Source organism: Nocardioides luteus, assembly GCF_015752315.1.
In the GTDB taxonomy this organism is placed as follows: Bacteria; Actinomycetota; Actinomycetes; order Propionibacteriales; family Nocardioidaceae; genus Nocardioides.
In genome coordinates, this window is the sequence record NZ_JADOVJ010000001.1 from 3,490,777 (window position 1) to 3,512,927 (window position 22,151).

Here is a 22,151-nt window from a genome sequence, read left to right on the forward strand (position 1 = left end):
GGGGTTCAGTCTCCGTTGATCAGCCCATTCTGCCGTACGGGGTCCAACGTAGGTAAATACGCGAACGCGTGCTCTTGGTCTCGGGCTGGGGCCGAGTTGTCGGCGGCGTAGGCCAAGATGTCCTCATGGAATCTCTAGCGCTGACCTTCTCCAGTGGGTGGGCCAGTGGCATCAACGCCTACCTGGTCGTGCTGGTGCTCGGCGTCGTGCAGCGTACGACGGGGGCAGAGGCGATCCCGGACGTGCTCGGCACGTGGCCGGTGCTGGCTGCCGCGGGGCTGATGTACGCGATCGAGTTCGTCGCCGACAAGGTGCCCTACATCGACTCGACCTGGGACTCGATCTCCACGGTGATCCGCCCCACCATCGGCGCGGTCATCGGCGTCCTGCTCGCCGGTGAGGCCGACTCGCTCAACGAGGCCGTCGGCGGCGTGGTGGGCGGCACGACGGCGCTGATGTCCCATCTGATCAAGGCCAGCGAGCGGCTCGCGGTCAACACCTCCCCCGAGCCGGTCTCCAACTCGGTCGTCAGCGTGGCCGAGGACGGCCTCGTCCTCGGCGTGGTCTGGTTCGCGACCGAGCACCCGCTGGCCGCGGCGGGCGTCGCCGCGGTGCTGCTGGTGGCCGGGCTGGTGCTGGTCTACCTCCTCGTCCGGGCCGTTCGCGGAGGCTGGCGCAAGCTGACCCGGCGCGGACGACGCGGCGCCCCACCCCCTGACGGGCCCTCCGGCGGCGACACCTTGCCCTACCCCGTCCAGTGACGAGCGTCGTCGTCCTCGGGGGCGGGTACGCCGGGATGGCCAGCGCCGCCAGGCTGGCCAAGCTCGGCCACTCGGTGACCCTCCTCGAGGCCTCCGGACAGCTCGGCGGCGCCCTGGTGCCGGTGCGCGAGGAAGGGTTCACCTGGGACGCCTCGGCGACCTCGACGCTGCTGCCCGCGGTGATGCGCGACCTGTTCCGCAAGTCCGGGCGGCCCGCGGAGCGTGAGCTCGAGCTGGTGCCGATGGACGTGGTCCGCGAGCACCGCTTCGCCGACAAGACGTCGGTCTCGGTGCCCGGCGGCACCCGCGGCGCCCAGCTGGCGGCCTTCGACGAGCTGGGTCCGGGCATGGGCCGGCTGTGGACCGACTACGTGGCCCGGTTCAGCGAGGACTGGGAGGTGCTGCGCCAGCACTACTTCGAGGTGCCGTGGGAGCCCTCGGCGCTGCCGTCGGCGGTCGCGGAGCGGTTCCGGTCGCGCGAGACCCTCCACAAGCGGCTGCGCAAGACGTTCAAGGACGAGCGCCTCCGGCTGGTCGCGGCGCACCCGTTCGTCGCCGCGGGGCAGGAGCTGCGTGACGTACCTGCCTGGGCGGGGCTCACCGCCTACCTGGAGCAGCGGTTCGGCGCCTGGCGCGTCGAGGGCGGGATGGGCGTGGTCGCCGAGGTGCTCACCGCCCGGATGGCCACCCGCCGGGTCTCGGTGCAGACCGCGACCCGGGTGGAGGACATCGTCGTACGCGACGGCCGGGCGGTCGCGGTCAGCACCGCCGCCGGCGAAATCGACCTCGGCGCGGACGGAGCGGTCGTGGTCGCCTTCGACCCGCGCTCGCTGCCGGCCCTGCGGCCGCTGGTGGAGCGCACCCTGCCGGCGATCCCGCCGATGACGTTCCACCTCGGGCTCGAGTCGCTGCCCGAGCACCTCACCGACCTGCCCGACGAGCTGGTGCTCCACGGCGAGCCCACCCTGGTCGTACGCACCCGCGGGCTCGCCCCCGAGGGGCAGCACGCCTGGACGATCCACTCCCACGGCAAGCTGATGGAGGACGTCCTGCTGGCGCTGGCGCGCCACAAGATCGACGTCCGCGAGCACGTCGTGCACCGGGTCGACCTGGGCGCCGCCGAGCTCGTACGCCGCTGGCGCGGGTCCCCGCTGGGCGTGAAGTGGGCGGGGCGCGGCACGGTGTTCCAGCGCCTCGGGCCGCGCACCCCGATCCCGAACGTCTACGCCGCCGGCGCCCATGCGACGCCAGGTGCCGGGCTGCCGTTCGCCGGCCTCTCGGCCGCGCTGGTCGCGCAGTCGATCGGGCCCGCCGAGAGGTGAGCGCGGCCTAGACCGTGACGTTGAGCTTCGCGAAGATCTCCAGCGTCGCCTTGGACCGGTTGAGCGTGTAGAAGTGCAGTCCGGGCGCGCCTCCGTCGAGGAGCTCCTGGCACAGCTCGGCGGCGACCGCGATGCCCTCGGCGCGGATGTCGGCGGGGTCCGGACCGGCCGCGGTGATGCGCTCGACGATCTCGTCGGGGACCTCGGCGCCGATCAGCTCGCTCTGGCGGCGGATGGCGGCGAGGTTCAGGATCGGCATGATCCCGGGCAGGATCGGGATGTCGACGCCGCGAGCGCGCACCCGGTCGACGAGGCCGAAGTAGTCCGCGGCCCGGAAGAACATCTGGGTGACCGCGAACTCCGCGCCGGCCCTCGCCTTGGCGACCAGCACGTCGGCGTCGGCCTCGATCGACTCCGCGCTCGGGTGGCCCTCGGGGAAGGCGGCGACGCCGATCCGGAAGTCACCGCGCTCCTTGGCCAGCCGCACCACGTCGATGGCGTAGTCGAGACCGCCGGGGGTCGGGGTCCACGCGGCCCGCGGGCCCTCGGCGGGGTCGCCGCGCAGCGCCATCACGTGGGCGACGCCCTGGGCGGCGTAGGAGTCCAGGATCGCGGCGACCTCGTCGCGGGTGTGGCCGACGCAGGTCAGGTGGGCGACGGGCAGCAGCTCGGTCTCGGCGGCGATCCGGCCGGTGATGGCGACGGTCTTGTCACGGGTCGAGCCGCCGGCGCCGTAGGTGACGCTCACGAAGGTCGGGCGGTAGGGCTCCAGGGCACGGACGGCGTTCCACAGCTGCTCCTCGCCGGCCTCGTCCTTCGGCGGGAAGAACTCGAAGGAGAAGGACCGCTCGCCCTCGTTGATCAGCTCCGCGAGGGAGCGTCCACGTCCAGTCACCATCGGGCCATCCTAGGCAGTGCCCTAGGCTCGGAGAGTGAATGAAACGTGGGGCGCCGATGAATTCCGCAGTCGCGTCCAGGGGGCACTGGACACCTTCCTCGAGACGCAGTCCGAGCGGCTGGCTCCGCTCGGCGACGAGGTCGAACCGCTGCTGCGCCGGGCCCGCGAGTCGATGTCCGGGGGCAAGCGGCTGCGGGCGGCGTTCTGCTACTGGGGCTTCCACGCGGTCCGCCCCTCCCCCTCGCCCGCCGAGGAGGAGTCGCTCGTGCGTGCGGCCGCCGCGCTCGAGCTGCTCCAGGCCTCGGCGCTCGTCCACGACGACGTCATCGACGACTCCGACACTCGGCGCGGCGCACCCGCCGCACACCGCGCGTTCGAGGCCGACCATGCCGCCGCGGGCTGGCCGGGCCGGTCCCGCGCCTACGGCGATGCCGCTGCCGTGCTCCTCGGAGACCTGCTGCTGACCTGGGCGGACGAGCTGCTGCGTACCTCTGGGTTCGGGGAAGCCGAGACCTCCGCCGCGCTGTCGGTCTTCGACCACACCCGCAGCGAGGTCATCGCCGGGCAGTTCCTCGACATCACCGTCCAAGCGCGCGGCGCCGCGGACGTCGAGGCCGCGATGAAGGTGGTGCGCTACAAGGCGGCCAAGTACTCCGTCGAGCGTCCCCTCCATGTCGGCGCCGCCCTGGCCGGAGCCTCCCCCGAGCAGATCGCGGCCCTGTCGGCCTACGGCCTTCCGGTCGGCGAGGCCTTCCAGCTCCGCGACGACCTCCTCGGCGTCTTCGGCGACCCCTCGGTCACCGGCAAGCCCGCCGGCGACGACCTCGTCGAGGGCAAGCGCACCGTCCTGGTCGCCCTGGCCCTGACGGGCTCGGCCCCCGCCGACGCCGACCGCCTCGACCGCGCGCTGGGCCAGCCGCTCACCGAGGAGCAGGTCGCCGAGCTGCGCACCATCATCACCTCCTCCGGCGCCGAGCAGCAGGTCGAGAAGACCATCACCGAGCTCGCCGACCAGGGCCTCACCGCGCTGGACGACGCCAGGTCCGCCGGCACCCTCGACGCGGGCGCCGCCGGCACCCTCCGCGCGCTGGCCACCGCCGCCACCCAGCGCACCGTCTGAGCTCGCCGGCTCGGCCTCTCAGAGGCGCTCGGCGGGCATCTGGAAGAGGACCTTCTCGGACGGCTGGTCGGAGCCGCCCAGGGGCTCCATGGTGACCATCAGCTCGCCGTCCTCGACGGGTACGGCGACGGCCATCTCCTCGTCGAGGACGCCGGCGGACTCCATGCCGGTGTCGGTGTGCCACCAGACCTGGTAGGTCATCCCGTCGGGACGCGAGAGGTGGGCGGTGTCGACGGCCACCATGTGCATCTCGTGGGACATCGCGACCATCAGCTCGCCGTCGGAGGTCTCCTCCTTGTGCATCCTCGCGTCGGGGGCCGACATCACCTGGGCCGCGGTCATCGGCGGCGGGTCGTCCTCGCGTACCACGACTCCGACCGTCACCCCGACACCGACGATCACCGCAGCCGCTGCGGCGACGATGCCCATCAGCCGGCGGCGGCGGGGCCTGCCCGTGGCGACGACGGGCCGCAGCTGCAGCGTCTCCGATGCCGTACGCAGCACCCGGCCGCGCAGCGCCACCGGCGGTGTCGCGGCGACCTCGGTGGCGAGGGAGGCGGTCGCCGACCGCAGCGAGTCGACCTCCTCGCGGCACTCCGGGCACACCGCCAGATGAGCCTCGAACTCCGCCCGCTCCCCGGGCACCAGCGCGTCGAGGAGGTAGGCCCCGACCAGTCCGTGCACATCAGGCGCCATCGCGATCCCCTCCACCCGGTGTCTCGAGCTCCGCTTCGGCCAGACAGTCGCGCAGCCGGATCAGGCCGTCCCGCATCCGCGTCTTCACCGTCGGCAGCGGCCGGCCGAGCAGCTCGGCGACCTCGGGATAGGTGAAGCCCTGGTAGTAGGCCAGCCGGACGGCCTGAGACTGCAGCGGCGTGAGCGAGTCCAGGCAGCGGCGTACGCCCTCGTGCTCGGCCGCGGTGACCACCGCGTCCTCCGGGCCGGCGACCTCCACCGGCTCACGCCGGGCGACGTGCTCCTCCCGCGCACGCGATGCCTGCGAGGAGCGCACCGTGTCGACCGCCCGACGGTGCGCGATCGTCAGCACCCACGTCCGCACCGAGCCGCGCGACGGGTCGAACCGGGCGGCCTGGCGCCACACCTCGGTGAACACCTCCTGGGTCACCTCCTCCGCACGCGAGGGATCGCGCACCACCCGCCGAGCGACACCGAAGACGAGCGGAGCCATCGCGTCGTAGAGGGCTCCGAAGGCGTCCAGGTCGCCACCGGCGACGGCGGCGAGCACCGTCCCCGGGTCCCGGTCGTCCTCGGGGTCCGGCGACGACGAATCGCCCACCACCCGCAGCGCTCGGCGCACACGCACCCCTTCCGACGAATGACAGATCTCACCCCGGGTTCGCAGCCGAGAAGTGGGAGGATTGGTCCCATCCGACCACCGATCGGCCACGAACTCACAGCATGACATCCCGCACCTTCCTCGGACGTCTCCCGAGCGGTCCCGTCGCGGGCATCGCCGCGGGCGTGCTCGGCCTCGGCGTCGCCGAGCTCATAGCCGCCCTCGCGCGCGGCGCCTCTCCCCTGCTCGCGCTCGGCGACCGGGTCATCGACCTCACGCCGCGCTGGCTCAAGGAGGCGGCGGTCGCCACCTTCGGCACCGCCGACAAGCCGATCCTGCTGGCCAGCGTCGCGCTGGTCACGCTGGTGCTCCTCGGTGTGGCCGGTGCCCTGGCCGTACGCCGCCCCGCGCTCGGCGCGGGCATGCTGCTGCTCCTCGGGGCCGTCGACATCGCCGCCCTGCTGGCCGACCGGGCCGGCAACGGCACCATGGGCGTCGTCGCGCTGGTGATCGGCCTGGCGGTCGGCATCGCGGCGCTGGTCCTGCTGACGCGGCGTCTTCGGGAGTCCGGCGAGACACCCACCGAGGCGGTGGCGCCCGACGGCTTCGACCGGCGCCGGTTCCTCGTCGCCGCGGCGGCCGTGACCGCGGTCGGAGCGGCCGGCGGCGTCGGCGCGAAGGTGGTCACCGCCCGCCGTCGCCCGGCGACGAGGTTGGCCATCCCGGCTGCCGTCTCCCCCGCCGCGCCCCTCCCGGCGGGCGCAGAGCTCCGGATCGACGGGCTGACGCCCCACCTGACCCCCGTCGACGACTTCTATCGCATCGACATCGCCCTGCTCACCCCACGCGTCGACATCGCCGACTACCGGCTCAAGATCCACGGCCTGGTCGACAACCCGGTCGAGCTGACCTACGAGGACCTGCTCGCGATGCCGCTCTACGAGCGCCGCGTCACGATCTGCTGCGTCTCCAACGAGGTCGGCGGCGACCTGATCGGCAACGCGACCTGGACCGGCGTACGCATCCGCGACGTCCTCAAGCGCGCTGGCCTCGACCCCGACGCCGATGCGGTGAAGTCCACCGGCGCCGACGGCATCACCATCGGCACCCCGCTCGAGGCGCTCACCGACGGGCGGGACTCCCTCCTCGCGATTGCCCAGGACGGCGAGCCGCTGACGCAGGACCACGGCTTCCCCGTACGCATGGTCGTCCCCGGCCTCTACGGCTACGTCTCGGCGACCAAGTGGCTCACCGAGCTCGAGGTCACCCGCTTCGCCGACTTCCGTGCCTACTGGACCGACCGCGGCTGGTCCGCCGAAGGTCCGATCAAGACCCAGTGCCGCATCGACCTGCCCGGCGAGGACCCGGACTCCGCGGGCGAGGTGACCGTCGCCGGCGTCGCCTGGGCGCAGCACCGCGGCGTGAGCAAGGTCGAGGTACGCATCGACGACGGCCCCTGGCAGCCCGCCACGCTCGCCGCCGAGGACAGCATCGACACCTGGCGGCAGTGGACCTACCGCTGGGACGCGACCGAGGGCGAGCACCGGATCCAGGCGCGGGCCTTCGACCGCACGGGCACCCCGCAGACCGGCAACGAGGTGCCGCCCGCTCCCGACGGAGCCACCGGCTACCCCACCCGCACCGTCACGGTCGGGTGATCAGCCCAGGTCGGCCAGGTCCGTGTCCGGGCCGTCACCGCGCAGCAGCACGGTGAACGCGGGCCGGTCCTCGGAGATCTCCGCCGCGCGTTCCTGCAGGACCCGGACGATCTTGTCGAACCCGGCGCGGTCGGCATAGGCGGCGCACCCCCACGTCTCCCACAGCAGCACCGTGGGTGCGGAGAGGTCGCGCAGCGAGTCCCACAGCGCGTCGAGGTTGCGGCCGAAGTGGGCCGGGAACCCGAGCGCGGCGCCGATGGCGCCCAGCACCTCGTCCTTGGTCTCGGCGACCTCGGCGATCTGCTTCAGCGACCAGCCCGCGCCGGTCACCGACTCGTCGAGGTCGGCGGCCGCCAGCTCCGTGTGCCAGCGGTAGACGCCGGGATCGACCTTCCCGGCCAGGAGACCTGCCAGTCCACTCATCTGCCTCATCACCCCCGGTCGATCCGTGCGAACGACTCGTAGTGGTCCTCGGTGTAGTAGAACTCCCCACCCTCGCCTGTGACGATACGCCGCGCACCCCGGTCATCGGAGCCGGGCGTGGGCACGGTGTACTCGGCGTAGTAGCCCGAGGGCTCCTCGGGCAGGATCCCCTCGCGGTTGCCGAAGGTGCTGCCGTCCTTGCCCGGGTAGGGGAACGGGCCGCCGGCGTCGATCAGCTCGAGCGTCTCCACCCCCTCGGGCGGCAGGTCGGACTCCGCGATCCAGGTGAGCCCGCTGTCGGGATCGGTGCCGGTCTTCCCGCCACCCGCGCCTGCGCCTCCGCCCGATCCGGGATCGCCTCCGCAGCCGGCGAGCAGCGCCATCACCACGGCGAGCAGCAGGGCGACCAGGGCAGACTTCGACCTCACGACGGTCCTCCGAGACGTACGGACTTGGTCGTCTAGAGTGCCATGGCCTGGGCCCGGCGCTTGACCTCCGACCCGCGGTTCTCCCGAAGCGCGTCGATCGGGCGACCCGGGAGGTCGTCGTCGAGGAAGAGCCAGGCGATGATCTCGCGGTCGTCGTAGCCACCGTCGTGGAGCACGTGGAGCAGCCCGCCCAGGCCCTTGACCGGCAGGCCGTCCTGGATGAACAGGGCCGGGATGTGCTGGCCCTTGATGCCCGGAGGCACCGCCGCCGCGAGCTCGTGCTCGCGGATCATGGTGCGCACCTTCCCCACCGTCACGCCGAGCAACGACGCAGCGGTGGCCCAGTCGATCCACTCCTCCACCAGGACACCCAGATCCTGCTCCGCCAACCGCATCTCGCTCATAACGATCACATTACCGGCCCGGGTAGCCGGGCCGGAAAGTCGTGAGTGGGACCCGCTGGTCCGTACCATTGCCCGGTCCGGAATACTTCTCCAACCGGAGACAGGAGGATCGCGTGGCTAGTGAGGCGGACCCCCGCGAGGGCGTGATCGGGCGCCACGGCGGAGGCTCGGCTACCGCATCCGACCCCCTGCTGGGCAAGGTCTTGGGGATGCGTTACCGGATCGTCGAGAAGGTCGCGAAGGGCGGCATGGCGACGGTCTACGTCGCCCACGACATGCGTCTGGACCGCATCGTCGCCGTCAAGGTCATGCACCGGGACCTCGACGAGGAGGGCAACTTCGCCGAGCGGTTCGTCCGCGAGGGCAGGTCGGCCGCGAAGCTGTCCCACCCCAACGTCGTCGCCGTCTACGACCAGGACGAGGACGACGGCGTCGCCTTCCTCGCGATGGAGTACATCGAGGGCCACACCCTGCGCGACACGATCGCCTCGCAGGCCCCGCTGGGCGCGGCGAAGGCGCTCGCCTACATCGAGCCGATCCTGAGCGCGATGTCCGCGGCGCACGCGATCGGCATCGTGCACCGCGACATCAAGCCGGAGAACGTGCTCATCACCACCGGCGCCGCCTCGATCTCGCAGCGGGTCAAGGTCGCCGACTTCGGTCTGGCCCGGGTGATGACCAACAACTCCAACGACGCCACCACCGGCAACCTGGTCGGCACCGTCTCCTATCTCGCGCCCGAGCTGGTCACCGAGTCGAAGTCCGGGCCGCGCACCGACGTCTACGCCGCCGGCGTCGTCCTCTACGAGCTGCTCACCGGCCGCAAGCCCCACAGCGGCCCCTCGCCGGTCGACATCGCCTACAAGCACGTGCACGAGGACGTACCGCCGCCCTCGAAGGCCGCTCCCGGGATCCCGCGCTACGTCGACGCCCTGGTCGCCCGCGCGACCGCCCGCGACCCCGAGCTGCGCCCGGCCGACGCCGGCGTGCTCCTGCGGATGGTCACCCGCGTCATGGCCACCCTGTCCGCGGGCATCTTCGACGACCCCGACCTCACCGCAGACCTGGCGCTCCCGACCGCCGGCGCGCCCGACAGGGGTGCCGCGGCCGGCAACGCCACCGATGCCCCTGTGCGCGCCCACGACGAGTCCGGCGCGGAGTCGACGGCCGTCCTGCCCGCCCTCGGTCTTCCGGCCTCCGGCCCCTCCGGTCCCCCGCCGGGCCGGCCCGCGGGCCCGCCGGGACCGCCTCCCGGTGTCGGCCTCCCCGCGGGCGCGCGGCTCTCGCTCAGCGAGCCCGAGGAGAAGGTACGCATCGCCCCGACCCCCACGCAGCCGAAGCAGCGCTGGAGCATGCCGGCGACGTGGCGGGGCCCGATCGCGATCAGCGCCGCCGTGGTGGCCGTCGCGCTGGTGGCGACCGGGATGTGGTGGTTCGTCGACGGCCGCTACGAGCGGGTGCCCTCGGTGGCCGGTCTGACCAAGGCCGCGGCGACCACGCAGCTGCAGGAAGCGGGCTTCGAGGTCTCGGCCAACACCGAGTTCTCCGACACCGTCGAGGAGGGCGTCGTGATCGACTCCGACCCCGGCCGCGACGACAAGGCGCTGCCCGGCTCGACCGTGGAGATCAGCGTGAGCAAGGGCGTCGAGGAATACTCGGTGCCGAAGGTCAAGGGCCTGGTCGCCGACGAGGCCCAGGACAAGATCCAGGACCTCGGCCTCACCGTCGGTGACCCGATCGAGAAGTTCAACGACAACGTCCCCGAGGGCTTCGTCATCAACTCCCAGCCCCGCGCCGGCACGCTGGTGCGGCCCGGCAAGACCGTGGTGCTGGTGATCAGCAAGGGTCCCGCTCCCGTCGACATCGTCGACTGGACGGGTCGCAACGCCGAGCGCGCCAAGAAGTCGCTGGAGGCCGACGGCCTGGAGGTCGAGATCGAGGAGGAGGAGAACCAGGAGGCCCGGCCGGGCACCGTGCTCAGCCAGAGCCCCAACTCCGGCACCCTCCCCAAGGGCGAGACCGTGACCCTCGTCGTCGCCAAGGGTCCCGCTGCCGTCGCGGTCCCCAACGTCGTCGGCAGCAGCAAGGACGCCGCCAAGCAGACGCTCGAGGCAGCCGGGTTCAAGGTCAAGGAGGAGAAGGACGACTTCCACCTCGGCCTCGACTTCGTGACCCGGCAGGAGCCCGCCGGCGGTGAGGCCCCCTACGGCTCCGAGATCACGATCTGGCTGAACTGACCTTGACCACTTCTCGGACCTCTCTTCGCAACCCGATCGGCACCCACGTACAGGTCGGCAAAGGTCTCGTCGCAGGTGCTCTCGCCAACACCGATGCGGTCGGCGGCGAGACGCTGCAGATCTTCGTCGGCAACCCGCGTGGCTGGGCGCTGTCGGCCGGCAAGCCGGCCGAGGACAAGGCGTTCCGGGCCGAGCTCGAACGGCGCGGGATGCGCGCCTTCGTCCACGCTCCCTACCTGGTCAACCTGGGGTCGCCGACCCCGGCGACCTACGAGAGGTCGGCCGCCCTGGTCGCCCACAACCTCCGCCGCGCCGCCGACATCGGGGCCGAGGGCGTCGTGATCCACACCGGGTCGTTCGTCTCTCCCGAGGGCGACGCCCGGGAGAAGTACGCCGCCGCGATGAAGCAGGTGCGCGAGGCGCTGCTGCCCGTGCTCGACGAGATCTCCGCCGAGGACGCGCCCTGGCTGCTGCTGGAGCCGACCGCGGGCCAGGGCCGGTCGCTGTGCGCCGGCGTGGAGGACCTCCCTGCCTATCTCGAGGCGCTCGACTTCCATCCCAAGGCCGGGATCTGCCTGGACACCTGCCACGTCTTCGCCGCCGGCGCCCCGCTCGACGAGCCCGGTGGCGCCACCGCCTGTGTCGACCGGATCGTCGAGATCGGCGGCGCCGGGCGGCTGCGGCTGATCCATGCCAACGACTCCAAGGACGTACGCGGCAAGAACCTCGACCGCCACGAGCAGATCGGCCGCGGCCACATCGGCACGACGGCTTTCGAGGAGCTCTTCGCCCATCCGGCGACCGCTGGGGTGCCCTTCATCCTCGAGACCCCCGGCTCCCGCGACGCGGAGAACCGCGATATCCCCCTGCTCCGCGATCTGCGGGCTTCGGCGCACCGTCAAGGCGTGTGACCTAGGCTTGTTGACGCACGGGAGTGATCTTCGACGCCATGGGGGTGGCATGACCAGCTGCGCACAGTGTGGACACCGGCTGTCCGATGAGCCGACCTGTCCGGTGTGTGGTCTCGAGGTAGCCACGGAGCCCGACCGAGCAGCCGAGGCTGACTCCATCGATGTAGAGGAAAGGACGCCACCCGTGTCCAGTGCTGAAGCGAAGCCCGAGGCAACGCACGCTGCTGAAGCGGAGCCCGAAGCCATCGACCCCGCTGCGGACGACCTCGACGAGCCCAACGAGGCCACCGTGATCCGCAAGCCCGTCGAGTCGACCGCCCCGGAGGCCGTCGAGGACGTGCCCGACGCGGAGCAGACCTCGCTGAGCCTGCCCCGGATCAGCGCCTACGGCGACGAGGACCGGCCGGGACCGGCGTCGTCGATCGCCGGCACCGACGACGAGCCCGTCGAGCGCACCTCGAGGCGTCAGTCGCCCGATGTCGAGGAGAAGCTCGACACCGACGAGCCCGACGGTTCCACCGCGATCCGCGTGTCCTACGCACCACCGACCGCCCCGCCGCCGACCACTCCCCCGTCGGCGCAGGCGCCGGCCGCCGAGGAGGCGGCCGCCGAGGTCGCGGTGATCCCCGAGCCGGAGCCGAAGCCCATCCCGGACCCCTCGCCCATCCCGGACCCCTCGCCCTTCCCGGAGCCCGAGCCCGTCCCGGGGCCTGACCCTGTCCCCGACCCGGAGCCGACGCCCACCCCGATCCCCGAGCCGGGGCCGATCCCGGAGCCCGAGCCTGTCCCCGGGCCCGATCCTGTCCCCGACCCCGAGCCCGAGCCGGTCTCCGAGGCCACGGTGGAGGCTGCGTACCACCCCTTCGTGCAGCCGTCGGGGAAGCTCGTCCAGGAGCAGCGGAACGGTCAGGCCCGCCGCTGGGCGCCGCAGGAGACGGTCGTGGAGGAGACCGCGGCCGACCAGGTCTACGAGACCGAGCCCGCCTACGCGGCCGGCTACGCCGAGGGGGCCTACGCCACCGACGAGGCGGCCGACTGGCAGAACGGCTACGGATACGCCGGCGAGCAGGAGCCGATCGAGCAGGACTTCGGCGACTACGGCGTCCAGCAGGAGTACGTCTCCTCGCTGATGGCCGCCGAGCCCGAGGACAACCCCTCGACCTGGATCGTGCTGCTGTGGGTCGGAGCGATCTTCATGATCGTGATGTTCGTGCTCGGTGTCTGGCTGATGACGCTGTAACGCCTGTATGCCGAGAATCATCGTCGCCGAGATCGACAGCGACGAGCAGCGCGCCCTTGCCCTCGACGTATGGCGAGCGGCCAACGCCGCTCGCCGCCGCACCGCCACGGAGGCCCGCGTCCGCCGGGTCCGCGAGAAGCTGGCCGGCGCCGAGCTCGCGCTGCTCGCCCACTACGGCACCCGGCCGGCGGGCATGCTGGTCGCCGAGACCTATCTGGTCGACGGCGTGCCCCTGCCCGGCTACGGCCACATCTCGATGGTCTTCGTGGACCCCGCCGTCTGGGGCTCCCACGTCGGCACCGAGATGATCCGCGACCTCCAGGCACGCGGCTGGGAGGGCCTCAGCGTCTGGACCCGCACCGACAACCGCCGCGCCCAGCGCCTCTACGAGCGCACCGGGTTCACCGACACCAACAACCGCAGCACCCTCCACGACGGCGACGAGATCATGCAGCTCGCCTGGGCGAGGAGCTGATGCCCCGGCCCAGAATTAATTTGTTGAGCGAATTTACGAAAACCCCGTCGGGTGCGCGAGCGCGTCACTACGCTCGCCGGGAGCAGCACAACTTCTTGATACTCGCCGCGTCTTCGCGGCAGAGAGGAATGTTGAATGTCTCGCTCGATACTCGCCGCAGCCGCCGCTCTGACCCTCGCCGGCTGCCTGGTCACCATGGCGGCCCCGTCGGCCACCGCTTCCACCCCCACCTCCGCTCCCGACACCCCCGTCCCGGGTCTGGTCCCCCTCCCGGTGCAGGTCACCGAGCAGTCCGGCCCCGACTTCGTCCTCACCCCCGGCGCGCGCATCGTCGCCCGCGGTGCGGCCGCATCGGTCGGGCGCCTGCTCGCCACCACGCTCCGTGCGTCGACCGGCTATGCCCTCCCCGTCATCTCCGCACACCCGAAGCCCACCGATCTGCAGCTGGTCATCGACCCCGGCGCCGACTACGGCCAGGTGGCGGGCAACCCCGAGGCGTACACCCTCTCCTCCGGCCGCTCAGGCCTGCGGATCAGCGGGGCGACCCGGCACGGGCTCTTCAACGGCACCCAGACGCTGCGCCAGCTGCTCCCGGCCTTCGCCGGTTCGTCCGTACGCGTGCACCAAACCTGGAGCGTGCCGGCCGTGAAGGTCCTCGACGCGCCGCGGTTCGGCTATCGCGGGATCATGCTCGACGTCGCCCGGTCATTCCAGACCGTCGACGAGGTCAAGCAGATCATCGACGCCGCCGCCTCCGCCAAGCTGTCGGTGCTGCACATCCATCTCGCCGATGACCAGGGCTGGCGCATCCAGATCACCAACGACGGACGCGCGGCCGGCGACGACATCGACTACACGGCGCTGACACGAGAGTCGGGCGGAACAGCGGTCACCTCCAACTCCTACCAGGCCCTGGACGGCCACACCGGCTACTACACCCAGGCCCAGTTCCGCGACCTGGTCGCCTACGCCGCCGAGCGCGAGATCGAGGTCGTCCCGGAGGTCGACATCCCGGGCCACACCAACGCGGCGCTGCACGCAATCCCGCAGCTCAACACCGCGGGATCGAGCCACACCGGCACCGCCGCGGAGCCGGTGGCGCCGGTCAACAGCACGATCGACGTCGGCTACTCCTATCTCGACCCGTACGCCGAGGTCAGCTACACCTTCGTCCAGCACGTCTTCGCGCAGCTGGCCGAGATGACACCCGGCGATTACCTGCACATCGGTGGCGACGAGTCGCACGCCATGACCGCCCGCTACGGGCACCAGGGCTACGTCGACTTCGAGAAGCGGGCCGTGGACATCGTGCACGACCTGGGGAAGAAGACGCTGGGCTGGAACGAATACTCGGAGACGACCCTCACTCCCGGCGACGGGGTGCAGTACTGGGCCGGCTCGACCGACTTCGCCAAGCGCGCCATCACCGAGGACGGCGCCAAGCTGCTGGTCTCACCGGGCAACAAGTCCTATCTCGACATGAAGTACAACCCCAAGACGCCGATCGGGCTGTCCTGGGCGTGCTCGGGCTCGTGCGACTTCCCCGACTACTACGCCTGGAGCCCCGAGAACGTCGTCCCCGGGGTCGGTGACGCCGACATCCTGGGCACCGAGGCGCCGCTGTGGTCGGAGACCGTCCGTGGCGTGAGCAACGCGGAGTTCATGATGTTCCCGCGGGCCCTCGCGCACGGCGAGGTCGGCTGGACCCAGGAGTCGCTGCGCGACGGGGCCGACTTCGCCCGCCGGGTCGCCGACGTCGGCATCCGGCTCAACACCGCCGACACCAACTTCTACGACGGCCCCCACGCCGCCTGGTCCACCGCCGTGACCGGCACCGATGCAGTCGTACGCCGCGGCTCCTCCGCCACCATCGCGGTCGGTCTGCTCGCCGCACCGGGCACGAAGACGGACGGATCCACGGTCGCCGTCGACGCGGTCGACGACGCCGATGGCCTGGGCGGCTCCGCGCTCACGGGCGCGCTCGGGGCGACGGTCCGCTTCGGTGACGGCACCGCCGGCGTACCCGCGACCTTCACCACGGCCACCCCACGCGACGGGCTCCACGCGGCGGGTGTCTACCGGATCAGCGCGTCGCACCGCTACGCGCGCCCGGGCACCTATCACGGGACGGTGACGACCTCGGACGGACGCACGGCCACATTCACGGTCAGGGTTCGCTGACCAGTCGCCGCAGTCGGCGCGTCCTGCTCCGCAGGGCGCGCCGACTCTGCGTCCGGCGGGCTACTTGTTACGGAGCATCTCGGCGACCTGGAACGCCATCTCGAGCGACTGGACGCGGTTGAGGCGCGGGTCGACCACGGACTCGTAGCGGTGCACGAGGCCGGCCTCATCGAGCTCCTCGCCGCCGCCGATGATCTCGGTGACGTCGTCACCGGTGTTCTCCACGAGGATGCCGCCGGGGACGGTGCCGAGGGAGTGGTGGACGTCGAAGAAGCCCTGGACCTCGTCGAGGACGTCCTCGAAGCGGCGCGTCTTGTAGCCGTTGGAGGTGGAGAAGGTGTTGCCGTGCATCGGGTCGGAGATCCAGGTGACGTTGACGCCCTCGGCAGTGATCTTCTCGACCAGACCGGGCAGCCCGTCGCGCACCTTGTCCGCACCGAAGCGGGTGATGAAGGTGAGCCGGCCCTCCTCGTTCTTCGGGTTGAGCTTGGCGGCCAGCGCGAGCGCGTCGTCGGGGGTCGCGGTGGGGCCGAGCTTGCAGCCGATCGGGTTGTTGAGGTGGCGGAAGTACTCCACGTGGGCGCCGTCGAGCTGACGGGTGCGCTCACCGATCCAGACGAAGTGGCCCGAGACGTTGTAGGGCGTCTCGGTGCGCGAGTCGATGCGGGTCATCGCGTGCTCGTACTCGAGCAGCAGCGCCTCGTGCGAGGAGTAGAAGTCGACCCGGTGGAACTCCTCCGGGTCGGCGCCGATGGCCTCCATGAAGGCGATCGCACGCTCGATCTCGGAGCCCATCGCCTCGTACTTCGCACCGACGGGCGAGTTGCGCACGAACTCGGAGTTCCAGGTGTGCACCTGGCGCAGATCGGCGTAGCCACCGGTGGTGAAGGCGCGCACGAGGTTCAGGGTCGAGGAGGAGGCGTGGTAGACGTCCAGCAGCCGCTGCGGGTCGGGGATGCGGGACTCCTCGGTGAACTCGAAGCCGTTGACCGCGTCGCCGCGGTAGGCCGGCAGGGTCACCCCGTCGCGGGTCTCGGTGTCGGAGGAGCGCGGCTTGGCGTACTGCCCGGCGAGACGGCCGATCTTCACGACCGGGACGGAGGCTGCGTACGTCAGGACCACGGCCATCTGCAGCAGCACCCGGAGCTTGTTGCGGGTGTTGTCGGCGGTCGCCTCGGCGAAGACCTCGGCGCAGTCGCCGCCCTGCAGGATGAACGCCTCGCCGCGGCCGGCGGCGGCGATCGAGCTCTTGAGCTGGTCGCACTCCCCCGCAAAGACGAGCGGCGGCTGCTTCCTCAGCTTCTCGACCGCCGCGGCCAGCGCGGCCGGGTCGGAATAGGTCGGCTGCTGGAGGGCTCCGATGGCGTGCAGCTGCTCGAGGGAGGGGAAGGCGTCGTTCACGTGCCTCAGGGTACGCGGATCGAGCGATTGTTACGAAGTCATCTCAGACACGGCGAGGCCGGCGTACGCCCTGTGCAGAACGTGCGCCGGCCCCGACCGGTTTCACCTCGCTACTGGTCGTCCTCGGGGTTGACGTCCATGTGCTCGATGTCGGTGAAGTGGGGCGGCTCGTCGTCCTTGTTGGCGAACTTGTTGACCAGCCAGGTGATCGCCCACAGGATCACGCCGATGACCATCAGGCCGCCGGCAATCTCATAGACGATCCCGTCGCGGTCGACCCAGGGGCCGGCCAGGTAGATGCACAGGATCGCGGCGATCGGCGGCAGCCACCTCGGCGCGGTGAAGAACGTCTTCTCGGTGTCGGGGCGCCGGTTGCGGAGCACCACGCAGGCGATGTTCACGATCGCGAACACGCACAGCAGGAGCAGCGCGGTCGTCGAGCCGAGGTTGGAGACGATGTTGCTGTCGGGGTCGCTGGAGACGTACCAGATCAGCAGCAGGGCCAGCAGGGTGGTGAAGACGATCGCGATGTAGGGCGTGCGCCGGCCGGGCAGGACCGCGCCCAGCTGCTTGGGCAGCACCCGCTGCTTGGCCATGCCGTAGACCAGCCGGCTGGCCATCAGCATGTTGATCAGCGCCGTGTTGGCCACGGCGAAGACCGCCAGGAACGGGAACACCTTGTCGATCGGGAAGTCGGGAGCGCCCTTGCCGACCACCTCGAGCAGAGCCCGGCCCTCGGACTCGCGGATCGTCTCGAGCTCACCCGGCGTCAGCACGCTGACGACCGAGATCGCCACCAGGATGTAGAGCAGCGCCGCCGCGCCCAGGCCCATCAGCATGGTGCGCGGGAAGATCCGCTCGGGCTCCTTGGTCTCCTCGACCATGTTGACGGCGTCCTCGAACCCGACCATCGCGAAAAACGCGACCGAGGTCGCGGCCGTGACCGCGAAGACCACGCCCATGTTGGAGTAGTCGTCGAAGGAGACCAGCTCCGACATGTCCGCCTTGCCCTGGGCGATCACGTAGAAGCCGACGCCGATGACGATGCACAGCGCGACCATCTCGACGACGGTGAGGATGATGTTGAACTTCACGCTCTCGCCCACGCCGCGCAGGTTGATCAGCGCGAGCAGGACCATGAAGCCCAACGCCAGGAGGGTGACGACGCCCTCGCTGGGCGCATCCATCCAGCCGTTGATCTCCAGGCCGCCGAAGAAGTTCTGCGCCAGCGTGTTGGCCGAGGTCGAGGCGCTGGTGATGCCCGAGCAGGCGACCGCGAAGGTCACCATGAAGGTGAGGAAGTGGAAGCCGAACGCCTTGTGCGTGTAGAGCGCGGCACCGGCGGCGCTGGGGTACTTCGTCACCAGCTCGAGGTAGGAGTACGCCGTCATGGTGGCCACCACGAAGGCGAGCAGGAACGGCAGCCACAGGATGCCGCCGACGTAGCCGGCCATGGTGCCGGTCACGGCATAGACGCCGGCTCCCAGGATGTCACCGACGATGAAGAGCAGCAGGAGCCACGGCCCCATCACTCTCTTCAACTCGGGTGTTTCTTCTTTCGCCAGGGTTGTCATGATGTCCTTCCTGGTCACGATCGAAACTCAGTTCCGAAATTGGGATGAAGGGATCCCTCAATCAAAGCCCAACCACGCCGTCAGGTGTACGACAATTCGTAAACACGCCGTAGCCGGACGAAATTTCGTGGATAGGGTCGCTGCCATGACCTTCTCCATCGTCGCCAGAGCTGTTGATCCAGGCACCGGGGAGCCCACCTGGGGTGTGGCCGTCGCTTCGAAGTTCCTCGCCGTCGGATCGGCCGTCCCGGCCGCCGTCGCGGGGGTCGGCGCGATCGCCACCCAGGCCGAGGCCAACGTCGCCTACAAGGGTCTCGCGCTCGCCCACCTCGACGAGGGTGCGACCGCCGCTGTCGCCCTCGAGAGGCTGCTGGAGGAGGACGAGCGCCGTGACCACCGCCAGGTCGGCATCGTCGACGTCGACGGCAACGCCGTCTCCCACACCGGACCGTCCTGCTTCGACTGGGCGGGCGGCCGCACCGGCGACGGCTACGCGATCCAGGGCAACATCCTCACCGGCCCCGAGGTGGTCGACGCGATGGAGGCCGCCTGGCTCGCCTCCTCCCCCGAGGAGCCGCTGCAGCACCGGCTCTTGGCGGCCCTGGCCGCGGGCGACGAGGCCGGCGGCGACAGCCGTGGGCGGCAGAGCGCAGCCCTCCTGGTCGTGCGCGAGGACGCCGGCTACGGCGGCAACGACGACATCGCGGCCGACCTCCGCGTCGACGACCACGCGGCGCCGATCACCGAGCTCAAGCGACTCCTCGACCTCAGCGACTTCTACCTGACCGCGTCCACCGAGGCCGAGAAGGTGCCGGTCACGCCCGAGATCGAGGCCGAGCTGGAGACGTACGCCGCGGCGCAGGGCGCCACCGGCTTCCTCGCCTGGGTGGCCACCGAGAACTACGAGATGCGGGTGGCCGAGGACCTGTCCTGGCTCGACCGGCGCATCCTCGACATCGTCAGGACGCCCAAGTGAGCTCGATCCTCGCCATCGACGCCGGCACCACCGGCGTCACCGCGCTGATCGTCACCGACAAGGGCGAGGTCGCGGCTCGGGGGTATGAGGAGTTCGACCAGCACTTCCCCAGGCCGGGCTGGGTCGAGCACGTGCCCGAGGGGATCTGGCAGGCCACCCTGGAGGCGTGTCGTACGGTGCTCGCGGCCCACGGCCGCGACGACCTCGTCGGCATCGGGATCACCAACCAGCGCGAGACGGTCGTGCTGTGGGACCGGGAGACGCTGGGCTCGCCGCGGCGCGCAATCGTGTGGCAGGACCGGCGTACGACGGCGATGTGCTCCGCGATGGCATCCCACGACGCCCGGGTCCGCGAGCTGACCGGCCTGCGCATGGACCCCTACTTCACGGCCACCAAGCTGGCCTGGATCCGCGAGAACGAGCCGCACACCTGGACCCATGTGGAGTCGGGGCGCTACGCGATCGGCACCGTCGACTCCTACCTCATCGCCCGGATGACCCGGGGTCTGCACCATGTCACCGACGTCTCCAACGCGTCGCGGACGATGCTGTTCGACCTCGGCGCCAACGACTGGTCCGACGAGCTGTGCGACCTGTTCGGGGTGCCGCGGGACGCGCTGCCGGAGATCGGGCCCAACTGGGGTGAGGGCGTGGTCACCGACCCGCGCTCGTTCCTCGACCTCTCGCTGCCGATCGCCGGTGTGGCCGGCGACCAGCAGGCCGCGCTGTTCGGGCAGGCGGCCTTCGAGGTGGGTGACTCCAAGTGCACCTACGGCACCGGCTCGTTCGTGCTGACCAACACCGGCTCGGAGGCGAAGCGGTCGGACTCCGGGCTGCTCACCTCGCCCGGCTGGATGTCGCCGTCGGGAGAGGTCACCTACGTGCTCGAGGGCTCGATCTTCGTGACCGGCGCCGCGGTGCAGTGGCTGCGTGACGGCCTCCAGATCATCGGCTCGGCCGCGGAGACCGAGGCCCTGGCGAGCACGGTCACCTCGTCCGAGGGCGTCGTGTTCGTGCCCGCCCTGACCGGTCTCGGAGCGCCCCACTGGGACCCCGACGCCCGCGGCACCATCATCGGCATCACCCGCGGCACCACCCGTGCCCACATCGTGCGGGCGACCCTGGAGGCGATCGCCTTCGAGGTACGCGACGTGATGGCCACCATGCCGACGCCGGTCGCCTCCCTCAACGTCGACGGCGGCGCGGCCGCCAACAACCTGCTGTGCCAGCTCCAGGCGGACCAGCTCGGCGTCGACGTCTCCCGCCCTCGCTACGTCGAGACCACCGGCCTCGGCGCCGCGTTCCTCGCCGGCCTCGGGGTGGGCGTGTGGTCGTCCTTCGACCAGATCCGCGAGACCTGGGCCCTGGACCGCACCTTCTCCCCCGACGCGTCGCGCCGGGATGCGGCCGACGAGGCGTACGCGTCGTGGGCAAGGGCCGTCGAACGATCCCGGCAGTGGGCGTGAGCAGTTCCCGGCGCGGGCTTCCGTGGTGGGCGTGGGCGCTGATGGCGGGCGCGGCGGGGCTCCTCGTCGCGGCACTGGCCGGGGGCGTCACGTTCGTCGCCTGGGCGGACACCGACCTGCGCGAGGCGGCCGACGATGTGCCGGCAGACTGCGTCGACCTCGCGCACGCGGTCGGGGCGCCGGGCCTGCCGGAGGGCACCTCGGCCGCGACCTGCACCTACATCGAGTTCCAGGACTGGCAGTACGAGGGCATGATGACGGTCCCCCGAGCCGAGCTCGACGCCTGGCTCGCCGAGCTGCCCGGTTCGCCTGCGCTGGCCGGATCCGGCTGCACCGATGCGATCGCCTGTGTCCAGGTCGACCTCACCCAGGCCGGGGACGAGGTCGACGCCCGCTACCTCGATGTCGCCGTGCGGAGCGAGAAGGACGGCATCGCCGAGGTCCTCATGTCAGCCTTCACGACATGACCCGGATCCTGCATCTCTCCGACACCCATGTCACCGGCAGCGGTCTCGACATGGACGGCGTCGACGCCGTGGCCGCGCTCGACGCGATCCTGCGCGACGCCCGCCACGTGCCCGGCCTGGATGCGGTCGTGGTCAGTGGTGACATCGCCGACGACGGCTCGACCGAGGGCTGCCTGGCAGTCCTGGAGCGGGTCGGGGCGTTCGCTGCCGAGCGCGGCATCCCCCACATCTACTCGACGGGCAACCACGACACCCGCGGACCGTTCCGCGAGGTGCTCGGCAGCGGGCACCTCGATGCCGACGGCAGCGACCGCGGGCGGCTGCTAGACCCGGAGTCGGACCTCTGCGCGTCGGTCAGCTACCTCGGCGAGCTCCGGGTCGTCACCGTCGACAGCCTCGTCCCGGGCAAGACCCACGGCTTCCTGGACGAGGCCCAGCTCGCCCGTCTCGCCGCCGAGCTGGCCACCCCGACGCGCGACGGGACGGTCCTCGTCCTTCACCATCCGCCACTCCACCTCGCCTCCCTCCCCTGGGTCGCCGACGTCGTCCTCCACAACATCTCCGCCCTCGGCCGCGTAGTGCGGAGCAGCGACGTACGTGCGATCCTCGCCGGCCACCTCCACTTCCAGGTCAGCGGCTTCCTCGCCGGCATCCCGGTCTGGGTGACCCCCGGCGTCGTGACCCGCATCGACACCACCGCACCCCCACATCTCGTACGCGGCGTGCTCGGTGCCGGCGCCTCCGTCGTCGACCTCGCCGACCCGGCCTCCCCCACCTTCCACGTGATCACCGCCCGCGACCCCCGAGCGGGCGAGCAGGTCTACGTCTACGATCCCGTCTCCGGAGAAGACACCCTCGAGCCGCTCTGAAGCGCGGGCCCTGCTCCGGAAAACTGTTTGTCACGCTCCCGCA

The 22,151-nt window shown here is 71.1% G+C and carries 21 protein-coding genes; 13 read left to right on the forward strand and 8 right to left on the reverse strand.

From position 1 onward, the window contains the following. Positions 1-125 precede the first annotated feature (125 nt). Both HD557_RS16730 and HD557_RS16735 read left to right on the forward strand, forming a co-directional pair. Positions 126-761: a DUF4126 domain-containing protein gene (locus tag HD557_RS16730; RefSeq protein ID WP_008363064.1), complete on the forward strand. Its 636-nt coding sequence runs from the start codon at positions 126-128 to the stop codon at positions 759-761. Continuing rightward, positions 758-2,083, forward strand: a complete 1,326-nt coding sequence (locus HD557_RS16735) for a phytoene desaturase family protein (RefSeq protein ID WP_196874700.1) — start codon at positions 758-760, stop codon at positions 2,081-2,083. Before HD557_RS16730 ends, HD557_RS16735 begins: the two co-directional genes overlap by 4 nt. A gap of 7 nt (positions 2,084-2,090) precedes the next feature. Here HD557_RS16735 and metF read toward each other — a convergent pair whose 3' ends face one another. Then, complete coding sequence (metF, locus tag HD557_RS16740) at positions 2,091-2,981, reverse strand: methylenetetrahydrofolate reductase [NAD(P)H] (protein WP_196874701.1); 891 nt, start codon at positions 2,979-2,981, stop codon at positions 2,091-2,093. Between the two features lie 34 nt (positions 2,982-3,015). On the opposite strand from metF, the gene HD557_RS16745 reads away from it, so the two are divergent. Continuing rightward, positions 3,016-4,101 carry a polyprenyl synthetase family protein gene (locus HD557_RS16745; RefSeq protein WP_196874702.1) on the forward strand — a complete coding sequence of 362 codons (1,086 nt, stop codon included), beginning with the start codon at positions 3,016-3,018 and terminating at the stop codon, positions 4,099-4,101. Between the two features lie 18 nt (positions 4,102-4,119). Here the strand turns inward: HD557_RS16745 and HD557_RS16750 are convergent, their stop codons facing one another. Both HD557_RS16750 and sigK read right to left on the reverse strand, forming a co-directional pair. Next, positions 4,120-4,797, reverse strand: coding sequence for an anti-sigma factor (locus HD557_RS16750; protein WP_196876449.1), 678 nt, complete (start codon positions 4,795-4,797; stop codon positions 4,120-4,122). Further along, positions 4,787-5,419: an ECF RNA polymerase sigma factor SigK gene (gene sigK, locus HD557_RS16755; RefSeq protein ID WP_307785646.1), complete on the reverse strand. Its 633-nt coding sequence runs from the start codon at positions 5,417-5,419 to the stop codon at positions 4,787-4,789. The genes HD557_RS16750 and sigK overlap by 11 nt, the downstream gene beginning before the upstream one ends. A gap of 101 nt (positions 5,420-5,520) precedes the next feature. Between sigK and HD557_RS16760 the strand changes: the two genes are divergently transcribed. Then, positions 5,521-7,056 carry a molybdopterin-dependent oxidoreductase gene (locus HD557_RS16760; RefSeq protein WP_231380334.1) on the forward strand — a complete coding sequence of 512 codons (1,536 nt, stop codon included), beginning with the start codon at positions 5,521-5,523 and terminating at the stop codon, positions 7,054-7,056. Here the strand turns inward: HD557_RS16760 and HD557_RS16765 are convergent, their stop codons facing one another. Genes HD557_RS16765 through HD557_RS16775 form a run of 3 tightly spaced genes read right to left on the reverse strand, consistent with a single transcriptional unit; the run spans position 7,057 to position 8,311 of the window. Beyond that, complete coding sequence (locus HD557_RS16765) at positions 7,057-7,479, reverse strand: barstar family protein (protein WP_008363069.1); 423 nt, start codon at positions 7,477-7,479, stop codon at positions 7,057-7,059. It lies immediately after the preceding gene. A gap of 8 nt (positions 7,480-7,487) precedes the next feature. Beyond that, on the reverse strand, positions 7,488-7,907 hold the full coding sequence (locus HD557_RS16770) for a ribonuclease domain-containing protein (protein ID WP_008363071.1): 420 nt from the start codon (positions 7,905-7,907) through the stop codon (positions 7,488-7,490). A gap of 32 nt (positions 7,908-7,939) precedes the next feature. Further along, positions 7,940-8,311 (reverse strand): Rv2175c family DNA-binding protein, encoded by a 372-nt coding sequence (locus tag HD557_RS16775; RefSeq protein WP_008363073.1) that lies wholly within the window; start codon positions 8,309-8,311, stop codon positions 7,940-7,942. Positions 8,312-8,424: 113 nt separating this feature from the next. Here HD557_RS16775 and pknB point away from each other — a divergent pair, with 113 nt between their 5' ends. The 5 genes from pknB to HD557_RS16800 all read left to right on the forward strand — a co-directional run bounded on the left by pknB (position 8,425) and on the right by HD557_RS16800 (position 15,355). After that, positions 8,425-10,548, forward strand: a complete 2,124-nt coding sequence (gene pknB, locus HD557_RS16780; RefSeq protein WP_196874705.1) for a Stk1 family PASTA domain-containing Ser/Thr kinase — start codon at positions 8,425-8,427, stop codon at positions 10,546-10,548. A 2-nt stretch (positions 10,549-10,550) separates the two neighbouring features. Continuing rightward, entirely contained in the window at positions 10,551-11,459 is a 909-nt protein-coding gene (locus HD557_RS16785) for a deoxyribonuclease IV (protein ID WP_008363078.1), read from the forward strand. Between the two features lie 184 nt (positions 11,460-11,643). Further along, positions 11,644-12,699, forward strand: a complete 1,056-nt coding sequence (locus tag HD557_RS16790; RefSeq protein WP_196874706.1) for a hypothetical protein — start codon at positions 11,644-11,646, stop codon at positions 12,697-12,699. Between the two features lie 7 nt (positions 12,700-12,706). Next, a complete protein-coding gene (locus tag HD557_RS16795; protein ID WP_196874707.1) occupies positions 12,707-13,174 on the forward strand; it encodes a GNAT family N-acetyltransferase in 468 nt (155 codons plus the stop codon). A gap of 135 nt (positions 13,175-13,309) precedes the next feature. Beyond that, complete coding sequence (locus HD557_RS16800; RefSeq protein ID WP_196874708.1) at positions 13,310-15,355, forward strand: family 20 glycosylhydrolase; 2,046 nt, start codon at positions 13,310-13,312, stop codon at positions 15,353-15,355. Positions 15,356-15,415: 60 nt separating this feature from the next. Here the strand turns inward: HD557_RS16800 and HD557_RS16805 are convergent, their stop codons facing one another. Both HD557_RS16805 and HD557_RS16810 read right to left on the reverse strand, forming a co-directional pair. Beyond that, positions 15,416-16,756, reverse strand: a complete 1,341-nt coding sequence (locus tag HD557_RS16805) for a class II 3-deoxy-7-phosphoheptulonate synthase (RefSeq protein ID WP_008363086.1) — start codon at positions 16,754-16,756, stop codon at positions 15,416-15,418. A 110-nt stretch (positions 16,757-16,866) separates the two neighbouring features. Beyond that, entirely contained in the window at positions 16,867-18,285 is a 1,419-nt protein-coding gene (locus tag HD557_RS16810; RefSeq protein ID WP_231380335.1) for an APC family permease, read from the reverse strand. Between the two features lie 190 nt (positions 18,286-18,475). Between HD557_RS16810 and HD557_RS16815 the strand changes: the two genes are divergently transcribed. Genes HD557_RS16815 through HD557_RS16830 form a run of 4 tightly spaced genes read left to right on the forward strand, consistent with a single transcriptional unit; the run spans position 18,476 to position 22,108 of the window. After that, entirely contained in the window at positions 18,476-19,306 is an 831-nt protein-coding gene (locus tag HD557_RS16815; protein ID WP_196874709.1) for a DUF1028 domain-containing protein, read from the forward strand. Then, the gene (locus tag HD557_RS16820; protein ID WP_196874710.1) at positions 19,303-20,772 is read left to right on the forward strand and encodes an FGGY family carbohydrate kinase; all 1,470 of its coding nucleotides are present in this window, start codon (positions 19,303-19,305) and stop codon (positions 20,770-20,772) included. The genes HD557_RS16815 and HD557_RS16820 overlap by 4 nt, the downstream gene beginning before the upstream one ends. Next, positions 20,769-21,239 (forward strand): hypothetical protein, encoded by a 471-nt coding sequence (locus tag HD557_RS16825; protein WP_196874711.1) that lies wholly within the window; start codon positions 20,769-20,771, stop codon positions 21,237-21,239. The genes HD557_RS16820 and HD557_RS16825 overlap by 4 nt, the downstream gene beginning before the upstream one ends. Then, positions 21,236-22,108 (forward strand): metallophosphoesterase, encoded by an 873-nt coding sequence (locus HD557_RS16830; protein ID WP_196874712.1) that lies wholly within the window; start codon positions 21,236-21,238, stop codon positions 22,106-22,108. The genes HD557_RS16825 and HD557_RS16830 overlap by 4 nt, the downstream gene beginning before the upstream one ends. Positions 22,109-22,151 lie beyond the last annotated feature (43 nt).

What these genes read in the sequence shown, in the direction of transcription:
- HD557_RS16730 (WP_008363064.1), top strand. Translation starts at nt 126, where the DNA reads ATGGAATCTCTAGCGCTGACCTTCTCCAGTGGGTGGGCCAGTGGCATC.
- metF (WP_196874701.1), bottom strand. Translation starts at nt 2,981, where the DNA reads ATGGTGACTGGACGTGGACGCTCCCTCGCGGAGCTGATCAACGAGGGC.
- HD557_RS16750 (WP_196876449.1), bottom strand. Translation starts at nt 4,797, where the DNA reads ATGGCGCCTGATGTGCACGGACTGGTCGGGGCCTACCTCCTCGACGCG.
- HD557_RS16760 (WP_231380334.1), top strand. Translation starts at nt 5,521, where the DNA reads ATGACATCCCGCACCTTCCTCGGACGTCTCCCGAGCGGTCCCGTCGCG.
- HD557_RS16765 (WP_008363069.1), bottom strand. Translation starts at nt 7,479, where the DNA reads ATGAGTGGACTGGCAGGTCTCCTGGCCGGGAAGGTCGATCCCGGCGTC.
- HD557_RS16775 (WP_008363073.1), bottom strand. Translation starts at nt 8,311, where the DNA reads ATGAGCGAGATGCGGTTGGCGGAGCAGGATCTGGGTGTCCTGGTGGAG.
- HD557_RS16795 (WP_196874707.1), top strand. Translation starts at nt 12,707, where the DNA reads ATGCCGAGAATCATCGTCGCCGAGATCGACAGCGACGAGCAGCGCGCC.
- HD557_RS16800 (WP_196874708.1), top strand. Translation starts at nt 13,310, where the DNA reads ATGTCTCGCTCGATACTCGCCGCAGCCGCCGCTCTGACCCTCGCCGGC.
- HD557_RS16810 (WP_231380335.1), bottom strand. Translation starts at nt 18,285, where the DNA reads ATGGGGCCGTGGCTCCTGCTGCTCTTCATCGTCGGTGACATCCTGGGA.
- HD557_RS16815 (WP_196874709.1), top strand. Translation starts at nt 18,476, where the DNA reads ATGACCTTCTCCATCGTCGCCAGAGCTGTTGATCCAGGCACCGGGGAG.
- HD557_RS16830 (WP_196874712.1), top strand. Translation starts at nt 21,236, where the DNA reads ATGACCCGGATCCTGCATCTCTCCGACACCCATGTCACCGGCAGCGGT.